The organism is Yoonia sp. (assembly GCF_046498525.1).
GTDB lineage: Bacteria > Pseudomonadota > Alphaproteobacteria > Rhodobacterales > Rhodobacteraceae > Yoonia.
Map to the genome: position 1 here is coordinate 1 of NZ_JAWOAN010000148.1, position 10,271 is coordinate 10,271.

General features: G+C 58.6%; 9 protein-coding genes and 1 pseudogene. 2 read left to right on the forward strand and 8 right to left on the reverse strand.

Features of this window, described 5'->3' with window-relative positions; all coding sequences use genetic code 11:
* Positions 1-179: 179 nt before the first annotated feature.
* Both R6T97_RS09815 and R6T97_RS09820 read left to right on the forward strand, forming a co-directional pair.
* Positions 180-455, forward strand: a pseudogene (locus R6T97_RS09815) (hypothetical protein); the annotation flags it as partial.
* Between the two features lie 9 nt (positions 456-464).
* A complete protein-coding gene (locus R6T97_RS09820) occupies positions 465-1,526 on the forward strand; it encodes an AbrB family transcriptional regulator (protein ID WP_410349116.1) in 1,062 nt (353 codons plus the stop codon).
* Here R6T97_RS09820 and gyrB read toward each other — a convergent pair.
* The 8 genes from gyrB to R6T97_RS09860 form a co-directional block, all read right to left on the reverse strand.
* A complete protein-coding gene (gene gyrB / locus R6T97_RS09825; protein ID WP_410349117.1) occupies positions 1,523-3,937 on the reverse strand; it encodes a DNA topoisomerase (ATP-hydrolyzing) subunit B in 2,415 nt (804 codons plus the stop codon). The genes R6T97_RS09820 and gyrB overlap by 4 nt on opposite strands.
* Before the next feature lie 105 nt (positions 3,938-4,042).
* A complete protein-coding gene (locus tag R6T97_RS09830; RefSeq protein WP_410349118.1) occupies positions 4,043-4,663 on the reverse strand; it encodes a LysE family translocator in 621 nt (206 codons plus the stop codon).
* Positions 4,660-5,088 carry a VOC family protein gene (locus R6T97_RS09835; RefSeq protein WP_410349119.1) on the reverse strand — a complete coding sequence of 143 codons (429 nt, stop codon included), beginning with the start codon at positions 5,086-5,088 and terminating at the stop codon, positions 4,660-4,662. The genes R6T97_RS09830 and R6T97_RS09835 overlap by 4 nt, the downstream gene beginning before the upstream one ends.
* The gene (gene recF, locus R6T97_RS09840; protein WP_410349120.1) at positions 5,085-6,185 is read right to left on the reverse strand and encodes a DNA replication/repair protein RecF; all 1,101 of its coding nucleotides are present in this window, start codon (positions 6,183-6,185) and stop codon (positions 5,085-5,087) included. Before recF ends, R6T97_RS09835 begins: the two co-directional genes overlap by 4 nt.
* Positions 6,186-6,246: 61 nt before the next feature.
* Complete coding sequence (gene dnaN, locus R6T97_RS09845; RefSeq protein WP_410349121.1) at positions 6,247-7,365, reverse strand: DNA polymerase III subunit beta; 1,119 nt, start codon at positions 7,363-7,365, stop codon at positions 6,247-6,249.
* A gap of 138 nt (positions 7,366-7,503) precedes the next feature.
* Complete coding sequence (gene dnaA, locus R6T97_RS09850; protein ID WP_410349122.1) at positions 7,504-8,835, reverse strand: chromosomal replication initiator protein DnaA; 1,332 nt, start codon at positions 8,833-8,835, stop codon at positions 7,504-7,506.
* Between the two features lie 600 nt (positions 8,836-9,435).
* Positions 9,436-9,699 (reverse strand): 30S ribosomal protein S20, encoded by a 264-nt coding sequence (gene rpsT, locus R6T97_RS09855; protein WP_410349123.1) that lies wholly within the window; start codon positions 9,697-9,699, stop codon positions 9,436-9,438.
* Positions 9,700-9,957: 258 nt separating this feature from the next.
* A partial coding sequence (locus R6T97_RS09860; protein WP_410349124.1) for a hypothetical protein occupies positions 9,958-10,271 on the reverse strand: 314 nt, incomplete at its 5' end.

The window sequence follows — 10,271 nt, forward strand, 5'->3', positions numbered from 1 at the left end:
GTTTCGGCCCCCCGAGCCTGCAACGAGCGCCCCGTCCTCCGAGGAGAGGACGGGGCGCCGTCGTTTCCGCTTCGCGCGAGAAGCCACTCACTGGTTATCGCTGCGACACTGGCGCCGGGCGCGCGCCATGGCCTCGGCGGCACCCGCCAGGGAGAACACCATGAACCAGGGATCATTCTCCACAGGAAGAAAGCAAATGGGATGGTGAGTGCTTTGTCTTTGATGCCCGCGTGAGTGTCGGGCACGGGTTGGAGGAAGGACCGCATATTCTGTGCCACGCCTGTCGCCGACCAATCGTTCCCGATGATCGCGCCCACCCTGCCTTCGAGCAGGGCGTGTCGTGCCATCAGTGCATCGACGAAACAACACAAGAGGATAAAGCCCGCTTTCGCGAGCGTCAGAAGCAGATGCAACTGGCCAAAGAGCGCGGCACGCATCATATCGGCGGGCTTTAGGCCGGATTGATGCAGCTACACCGCGCACCTATCAGGTCACAGTTACTGGCAGTCGTAATCGGTGTTGCAGGCGGTCTTGCAGCCTATTTCAGCGGCTTGCCGTTGCCTTGGATGCTGGGGCCGATGATCGCGAACACCATTGCCGCGATGATCAAGGTACCCGTGACGGGGCCTGCGAGATTGCGCCCCTATGTGATGCCGGTGATCGGCGTCATGCTGGGATCAGGGGTGACGGCAGATGTCGTTGGCCTGCTTGGCAGTTGGGTCATGACTTTGCTGTTGCTGCCGCTGTTTCTGGCCTGTGCTGCAGGGATTTCCTATGCGGTTTACCGGCGGCTTGGCCGATATGATCCGGTAACGGCGTTTTATTCCGCGATGCCGGGTGGATTGAACGAGATGGTCATCCTCGGGACCGAAGCAGGGGGCGATGAACGGCGGATCGCGCTGGCCCATGCCGCGCGCGTACTGATCATCATCGTGTTTGTGGCGCTGTTCTTTGGCCTTGTTCTGGGCGTGTCCAGCGGCGGTCGCGGGGCCAGCCTGTGGGTCGGGATTTACGAAATCACGGTGCAAGACTATGTAATTTTGGGGGCTTGTGCCGTTGCCGGAATGTTTCTGGGCAAACGGATCGGCCTGCCAGCCGCCGCTGTTTTCGGCCCGATGATCCTGAGCGGCATCGCCCATATTGCTGGTTGGGTCACGGTCGCCCCGCCTTCTGTTCTGGTGATCGCAGCACAGATAACCATCGGCACCATCATAGGGACACGCTTTGTCGGAGCGTCTCTGGCCGAGGTCCGCAAGGACATTGGCCTGTCGGCGGTTGCATCTTTCCTGATGCTGCTTGCGGCGATCGGATTTGCCGAAGTGATCGTTCTGGTCAGCGCAATCCCACTGGCGCAGGCGTTCCTTGCCTTTTCGCCCGGCGGTTTGACCGAGATGTCACTGCTGACCCTCGCGATGGAGCAGGATGTGGCATATGTTTCCATCATGCACATCATCCGGATCACCTTGGTGATCGCGCTTGCGCCGTTGGTGTTCAGGTGGGTGCGAGGGCGCAAGGGCCCTCTTTAGAAGTCCAGGTTTTCCACGTTCAACGCATTGTTCTGGATGAACTCGCGCCGAGGTTCCACCACGTCGCCCATCAGCTTGGTAAAGAGATCGTCGGCTTCGGCCAGATCGTCGACCTTGACCTGCAACAACGTACGCGCGTCAGGGTCCAGCGTGGTTTCCCACAGCTGGTCGGGGTTCATTTCGCCCAAGCCCTTGTAGCGTTGCAGTGACAGCCCTTTTTCGCCTTCTTCAAGGACCGCCTTGAGCAGGTCCAGCGGGCCATGGATGATCTGGCTGCGGTCCTTGCGCACCAGAGTGGCGGGCAGGTCGTAGACGTCTTGCAGGCTTTGCGTGAACGTCCCCGTGCGCCGCGCCTCGCCGGATCGCAGCATAGCGCCGTCAAGCGTGCGCACTTCTTCGACACCCCGCAGGATACGGGCCAGACGCATTCCCTGATCTTGGGTGATGCGGCCTTGCCAGCCGCGTTCCCATTCAAGGGCGATAAGGTTCAGCCGTTCCGCCACGCGGTCGGCGGTGCCTTGCAGGTCGCTTTCTACGACACCGGGAACGAATGCACCGGCAATTGCGGCCTGTTCCAGAATGTGACGCGGATAATGCGTCGGGAAGGCTTCCAGCACACGTTTGAGCTGGCGGGCCTCTTCCACGACGCGACGCAGGTCATTGCCGGTGATTTCCTCGCCATTGCCTTGGCGCAGCATCGCGCCATCAATGCCCTGTTCGATCAGATATTCGTCCATCGCGGGCTGGTCCTTGAGGTACACTTCGGACTTGCCACGCGACACTTTATAAAGCGGCGGCTGCGCGATATAGAGATAACCGCCTTCGATCAACTCTGGCATCTGGCGGAAGAAGAACGTCAGCAACAGGGTGCGAATATGCGCCCCGTCAACGTCCGCATCGGTCATGATGATGACCTTGTGATAGCGCAGCTTGGCGATATTGAATTCATCGCGGCCAATGCCGGTGCCCAGCGCCATGACAAGGTTGCCGATTTCCTGACTGGACAGCATCCGGTCGAAACGGGCGCGTTCGACGTTCAGGATCTTGCCTTTGAGCGGCAGGATCGCCTGCGTGCCGCGGTCACGGCCCGTCTGGGCGGACCCACCCGCACTGTCACCCTCGACAAGGAAAACTTCGGTCTTTGAGGGGTCTTTTTCAGAGCAGTCTTTCAGCTTGGAAGCGTTGAAGTTCACGTCCATAGCTGATTTGCGCCGGATTTCACGCGCTTTGCGCGCGGCTTCACGCGCGGCGGCGGCCTCGACGATCTTCGAGATGATCATCTTGGCAATCTGGGGGTTCTCTTCAAACCATTCGTTCAGCTTTTCACCCACCAGGTTTTCGACCGCAGGCCGCACCTCTGAACTGACCAGTTTATCCTTGGTCTGGCTTGAGAATTTCGGATCGGGCACTTTGACAGACAGCACGCAGGTCAGACCTTCGCGGGCGTCATCGCCGGTGAGCGAGACCTTTTCCTTCTTGCTGATCCCCGTCTCGGTCGCATATTTTGTGATCGCGCGGGTCAGCGCGCCACGGAAACCCGCAAGGTGCGCACCCCCGTCACGCTGCGGGATGTTGTTGGTGAAGGGCAGCACCATTTCGTTGTAGCTGTCGTTCCACCACATCGCGACCTCGACCCCGATATCGTCGCGTTCGCCGGTCACATAGATCGGGTCTTCCATCAGTGGCGTTTTCGACCGGTCAAGATATTTGACGAATTCCTTGACCCCGCCTTCGTAGAACAGGTCGGTCTTGAGAGGTTCTGCGGGACGCAGGTCTTCGAGGATAATCCGCACGCCGGAGTTCAGGAACGCCAGTTCGCGCAGGCGCTTTTCCAGTATATGGAAATCATATTCGCGGTTGCTGAACGTATCGGTCGAGGCAAGAAAAGTGACCTCGGTTCCCTTGCGCCCATCGGCGTCACCGACGACACGCAAATGTTCTGTCGTGAAGCCACCCTCGAAACGGGCGTAGTGTTCTTTGCCATCGCGCCAGATGCGCAGTTCAAGATAGTCCGACAGCGCATTGACGACCGAGACGCCCACGCCGTGCAAACCACCCGACACCTTATAGGAATTCTGGTCGAATTTGCCGCCGGCATGAAGCTGGGTCATGATGACTTCGGCGGCGGAAACGCCTTCGCCTTCGTGGATACCCACCGGAATCCCGCGCCCGTTGTCACCCACCGTGACCGAGGCATCGGCGTTAATTCTTACATAAACATGGTCGGCGTGACCGGCCAGAGCCTCGTCAATGCCGTTGTCCACGACCTCATAGACCATGTGGTGCAGGCCAGAGCCGTCGTCGGTGTCCCCGATGTACATGCCCGGACGCTTGCGCACCGCCTCTAAGCCCTTGAGAACTTTGATGGAATCTGCGCCGTAGTCTTCTTGTTTCTGGGTTTCGTCGGCCATGGGGGAAATCCTGTATTCTTATGCCCAAAATATATGCTTTTCAGGGGGCAATGTCACGCAAATGACACAAGATTTTGTGGTTTTTAAAGACTGCTCCGGCGGGCCTCAGGTGAGGCCGATCGCGACGCCCACACCGATCAGAAGGCAGCCTGCGATGATGTTCATCCGGCGCAAGGCACCCGATGATTTCAGCAAGCCCCGCACACGGTCGACCGATACCGCAAGAACCAGATTTCCGACCAAAGGCACGACAAAGCTGAGCGTGCAAATGACTGCCATATCGACGGCCGTGACCATGCCGAGATCGAAGAAACCGGGCAGGACGCCCATGTAGAACAGCACGGCTTTGGGATTGCCGATAATCACCGCAAGACCCGCAACAAATCCCGCCCATTTGCCGGGCCGGGTGAGCCTGCTATTGGCGTCAAGCGCATGGTCGGCGTTGCGGATAAGCGCCGCGCCCATCAGCATGAAGACGAGGACCGCCACGTATTTGAGCAGCTCCATGAAGCCTGCAAATTCGGACACAAGCCAAGCGACGCCAAGCACCGCGACCAACGGCCAGAGGATATCACCGAGGGCGACACCGACCGCCAGCGGCCAAGCGGCCTGAAACCCGCCCGAGAGTGACCGTGCCAGCAAGGCGACCCATACGGGGCCGGGTGTCATGAAAAGTATGATGAGCGCGCCTGCGTAAAGCAGCAGGTCATAGGGCGAAAGGGTCATGAGGTTGGCAAAGTCAGGCTACCATCTGCGGCGAGATCCCAAAACGGGTTATGCGCGAGTTCCCAGACGTGCCCGTCAGGGTCGGCATAGTAACCCGAATATCCGCCCCAGAACACCTTTTCCGGTGCCTTGAGCGGGGTCGCCCCGGCCTTGAGAGCCAAGGCATAGGCCGCATCGATCTCTGCATCAGTGGCGAAATTCTGTGCCAACGTCATTGCCCCGGTCCCCAGCTTGGCGTCTGGTCGTCCCTGATCGTTTGCAAGTGCTTGCAGACCAAATAATCCCAAGACCATACCGTTGATCTGATAAAAGACGACCTCGCCTTCGTCATTTGTCGGGGTCCAGCCCAACGTGCCATAAAATGCCTTGGACCGTTCCAGATCAGCGACGCCAAGGGTGATCAGGGTCACGCGTTGCGGGGTCATGGCGTATCCTTTTGCATGACGATGGACTGCCCGTCCAGTTCAGTGACTTCTGCGTATTGGGCGCGTTCGCCCAGTTCTATGAACAGTTCAGCCCCCGTGCCGGTCATGAAAGCCTGCGCGCCGAGGCTGCATATTTCATCATAAAGCGCTGCCCGCCGGGTCGCGTCAAGGTGGGCTGCGACCTCATCGAGCAAAAGTATCGGTGGTGCGCCGAAGTCGCGGGCAAGGGCACGGGCATTGGCAAGGATCAGGCTGATCAGAAGCGCCTTTTGTTCGCCAGTGGAACAATCCTTGGCAGGCACGCCCTTGTCGGCGAATACCGCATCAAGGTCGGCGCGGTGCGGACCGATCAGGGTGCGCCCCGCGCCCATATCGCGGCTGCGGTTTCCGGCCAGCGCCGCTTGCAGATCGTCGGGGATGGGCTCGGCGGATGTGAGCGCCAGTGTTGCCGTGGGAAAGGCTGTCGTCGCGGCCTCTTGTGCTGCTGTCAGTTCTTCAATGGTGCGGCTTCGGTTCTTTTGGATGATGGAACCGGCCTCGGCCATTTGCGCCTCGATCGCGGTGTACCAATGGGGATCGCGCACCATGTCCTTGAGCAACCTGTTGCGTTCGCGCATGGCCTTTTCATAGGTCAGCACGGCGTCTGCGTGGGTCGGCTCGAAACTCAGCGAGGCGCGATCCAGAAACCGTCGCCGCCCCTCGGCCCCTTCGATCCAAAGCCGGTCCATCGCTGGCACCAGCCAGAGAATGCGGGCGATGCGGCCCAAAGCCGTCTGCGGCGTGGCCTTGCCATCAATGCGCAATTGGCGGGGGTTGCCCGCCTCTGCCCATGTTTCGATCTCGTGGGTCTGGTGCAGCGATTGCAGCACGGCGGTGACCTTCCAGCCCAGCGCCTCTGGCCTGCGGGTCAGATCCTCTGCTCCGGCGCGGCGCAGGCCACGCCCGGGTGACAGGAGCGAGATAGCTTCGAGGATGTTGGTCTTGCCCGCACCGTTGGGGCCGAAAATGGCCAAGGGACGTGACTCAAGCGACAGCGCCACACGCTTGTGCGAGCGGAAGTGCGACAGCGTCAGTTCGGAGATCGCAAGTTGGGTCATGGATACCGGGCAGGACTTTCAAAAACCCCGCCTCCAGAAACTCTGAAAGTTTCTGGTTGCGTCACACGCGCATCGGCATGACGACATAGACCGCAGAGGTGTCGTTGCCTTCGCGCATCAGGGTGGGGTCGCCCGCAGTGTTGAACATGAAAACGGCGTTTTCACGGTCGACCTGACTGGCGATTTCAAGGAGGTATTTGGCGTTGAAGCCGATCTCGAGGCGTTCATCGCTGTAGGCCACGGCAAGTTCTTCTTCCGCCGCTCCGCTGTCCGGCGCGTTGACGGACAAAACCAGGCGGTCTTCATCCAGAGTCAGCTTCACGGCGCGCGAGCGTTCGGATGACACGGTTGCAACCCGGTCCACCGCTCTGGCGAATTCGCTTGCGTCAACTTCAAGCTTGCGGGTGTTGCCCTGCGGGATCACGCGCGTGTAATCGGGGAATGTCCCGTCGATCACCTTGGAGGTCAGTGTGATGTCGGGGGTCGCAAAACGAATCTTGGTTTCGGAGACTGAGACAGCGATCTGCATGTCATCGTCATCCAGCAGCTTGCGCAATTCGCCCACGGTCTTGCGGGGTACGATAACACCGGCCATATCCGCCGCGCCATCAGGCAGGTCGGCGTCAATCCGCGCCAGACGGTGGCCATCTGTTGCGACGCAACGCAGCACTTTGCCGCCTTCGCCATCGGCCACATGCATGTAGACGCCGTTCAGGTAATATCTTGTTTCTTCAGTTGAAATCGCAAATTTTGACTTGTCGAACAGACGCCGCAGAACCGGCGCCGGTGCCGAAAAATTTGCGGCGTAATCAGAGGACGCCATGACAGGGAAGTCTTCTTTCGGCAGAGGCGCAAGCGAGAAGTTTGACCGCCCCGCCTCAATCGTCAACCTGCCTGATGCGCCGTCTTCGATCAACGTGACCAAAGCGCCATCAGGCAGCTTGCGGACGATCTCGTTGAGGGTCACGGCCGCGACCGTGGTTGCCCCTGCCCGCTCTACTTTCGCAGGCGCGTGGTCGACGACTTCGATGTCGAGGTCGGTCGCCCGAAACTGTACGCTGTCGCCTGACGCTTCGATCAGGACGTTGGCCAGGATCGGGATCGTGTTGCGCCGTTCCACCACGGACTGCGCCTGTGAAACGGCCTTTAAGAGCACCGCACGTTCAATGCTGAATTTCATGTCCCAATCTCCGCATATCTTGGCCTCGGACGCTGCCGGGACGCGAAATGTACCCTATTCCGCGCTACTCTCAAGCGTTTTGTTGGACTGTTTACGATGGGTTTGTCGGCGTCAAGCGCCCCGCCCTGCTTTGCGCCCTTATTCCTGCAAAGCGCGGCGCAAGAGTTCCAGATCGTCGGCGATCTGACTGTCGAGCGCCTTGAGTTCTTCTATCCGCTTGACCCCGTGCATGACTGTCGTGTGATCACGGCCACCAAAGCGGCGTCCGATCTCTGGCAGGGACCGGCTGGTCATCTGCTTGGCCAGATACATCGCGATCTGGCGCGGACGGGCATAGTTACGCACGCGCCTCGGTCCGATCATGTCGGATAGGCGGATGTTATAGTGCTCGGACACTTTGCGCTGGATTTCCTCGACCGTGACCTTGCGATCAGAGGCTTTGAGCACATCCGACAGGCAATCCTGCGTCAGATCCAGCGTGATTTCGCGACCTACAAGGGATGCGAAGGCAAACAGGCGGGTCAGCGCGCCTTCCAGAACGCGCACGTTGGTCGAAATGCGATGGGCGAGGAATTCCAGCACGCCATCGGCGATCTCAAGCTCTGGGTACTGCGCGGAATAGACATCGACCTTGGACTGCAGGATGCCGAGTCGCAGTTCGTAATCGGTCGGGTGCAGGTCCACGACCAGACCACATTGGAGACGGGATTTGATCCGCTCTTCGAGATCCTTGATCTCGCCCGGTGCGCGGTCGGCAGAGATGATGATCTGCTTTTGGCCATCGACGAGGGTGTTGAAGGTGTGAAAGAATTCTTCTTGCGTGCTGTCCTTGCCACCGATGAACTGCACGTCATCGACCATGAGGACATCGACCGAACGGAAGAGCTGTTTGAAATCCATCATCTTGCGTTCGCGCAGGGCGGTGATGAAGCGGTACATGAATTGCTCCGCAGAGAGGTAAAGCACACTCAGCTCGGGGGAGCGTTCCTTGAGCTCGTGCGCGATCGCATGCATCAGGTGCGTCTTGCCAAGACCGACACCGCCATAAAGGAAAAGCGGGTTGAAGGTGACGGGTCCGCCTTCGGCCACGCGGCGTGCGGCGGCATGGGCAAGTTCGTTGGGTTTACCGACAACGAACGTATCAAAGGTAAAGCGGCGATCAAGAGGCGCGCCTGAATCCGGCTCGACTGGTCTCTTGCTGATCTTCGGCTTGGGGGCAGCACGCGCTTGGCTCGGCGCACGAAATTGGAGGCGTTGCACATCCTCACCGGCTTTGGTCATGTGATAGATGATCTGGTCGCCAAAATTCTGGGATACGTAGTTGCCGATGAAATTGGTCGGCACATCGAACACCGCGACGCCATCGGACAGCTGTGTAAATTCGAGAGGTTCAATCCAGCTGGAATAACTATTCGTACCCAATGCACCCTTCAGCGCGCTCAACACATTCGCCCAGATATCGTTCGTCATCTTGTCCCTTTGTCCCCAAACTTGCCGCACCACCGCTTTGGTGCGCATTGGCGCACCACGACACAAAGACCGAGACATAGAAAGCAGAGCGCTCAGGCTGCCCAACCTAAACGGGTCATCTTCTATCCAAAACCATAGACCGCAGCACAAACCAGCATCCGAAGAGATACATGTCAGCGCCAATCGGCAGCAAAAGAGCCATAACCCGCCACCATGACCAAGGAGCAGACCCCAGTCTTGTCGCAGACACAAACCGACATGGATTTACGCAGCTTTTGCTACTTTTCCCACGCCATCTTTGCATGAAGCTCGCTTGTTGACCGGTAGGTTCAAATAAACCGCAAGGCGCGATTTTCCGACCAGATCAAATGCAAACCCCCTCATGTCCCCCCGGAACGATGTGAATCGCATGAGCAACGTAGCAAGGGGTTTGGGGCTGCTTCAACATAACATCACGCTTGACTCAGCGAATGTCGGAAAAGAATCTACCGGCCCTTTGAAATGGCTTGTTTTCTGCGCAGCCTGAACACACTGGCACAAAAAAAACGCGCCCTGTTTGGACGCGCTTGAATTTTTGCTTTTTCGCTGATTTCGGCAGAATCAGGCGATCGCTTTGACGCGCGAAGCCAAACGAGACATTTTACGTGCTGCTGTGTTCTTGTGCATCACGCCTTTGGTCACACCGCGCATCAGTTCCGGCTGTGCCGTTTTGAGTGCTTCGGCGGCGGCTTTCTGATCACCAGCGACAATCGCTTCTTCTACCGCGCGCAGAAACGTACGGATGCGCGAGCGACGCATTTTGTTAATTGCAAAGCGCGCTTCGTTGTGACGGGCGCGTTTTTTCGCCTGAGGTGTATTTGCCATGTGTTCGTTTCCTAAGCTGGGCCTCGGTGGGCCAAATTGAATATGGTCAGCGCATTGAGCCCAAGCCCCGGGTTTTCGAACCGGTACATCTGGCCAAAGCGGGCCTCACACGCATGTCTGTCGCGGCGTTTAAGCGAGAGTACCGCTTGGTTCAACCCCTAAACCGCAGCAAGACAAGGGCTTTGCGTCCCTAATGTGCCACTTTTGAATGGTCCTGATAAAGATAGACCAGATCAAGCAGCACCACCCTTTCGTCTATCAACTGGAAATAGAGGTCAAAACGCTGTTGATCCGATATTTCCTCGCCTGCGGCGACCAATGCCAGAAGTGGCCGGTTCTGCGCCCAGACGCCGCCGATCTCGGCCAGCTTGTCCGCAATGCCCGGTGTTTGTGTGGCGGCAAGATCCCCATTGCGGACAAACCATCGGTGAGCGCCCTGAGACTGCCTTCGTAGTCCTGCATGGACTGCCTCAGATCGGCTGCGATCGCTGAATCCGTCTCACCAGACCAAAGCTGACAGGCCTTGCGCGCCATACCCTGATTGAGCGCGGTCATCCGTCCGGAAATCTGAA

Coding starts and splice junctions, on each gene's coding strand:
- R6T97_RS09820 (WP_410349116.1), top strand. CDS start 465: ATGCAGCTACACCGCGCACCTATCAGGTCACAGTTACTGGCAGTCGTA.
- gyrB (WP_410349117.1), bottom strand. CDS start 3,937: ATGGCCGACGAAACCCAGAAACAAGAAGACTACGGCGCAGATTCCATC.
- R6T97_RS09830 (WP_410349118.1), bottom strand. CDS start 4,663: ATGACCCTTTCGCCCTATGACCTGCTGCTTTACGCAGGCGCGCTCATC.
- R6T97_RS09835 (WP_410349119.1), bottom strand. CDS start 5,088: ATGACCCCGCAACGCGTGACCCTGATCACCCTTGGCGTCGCTGATCTG.
- recF (WP_410349120.1), bottom strand. CDS start 6,185: ATGACCCAACTTGCGATCTCCGAACTGACGCTGTCGCACTTCCGCTCG.
- dnaN (WP_410349121.1), bottom strand. CDS start 7,365: ATGAAATTCAGCATTGAACGTGCGGTGCTCTTAAAGGCCGTTTCACAG.
- dnaA (WP_410349122.1), bottom strand. CDS start 8,835: ATGACGAACGATATCTGGGCGAATGTGTTGAGCGCGCTGAAGGGTGCA.
- rpsT (WP_410349123.1), bottom strand. CDS start 9,699: ATGGCAAATACACCTCAGGCGAAAAAACGCGCCCGTCACAACGAAGCG.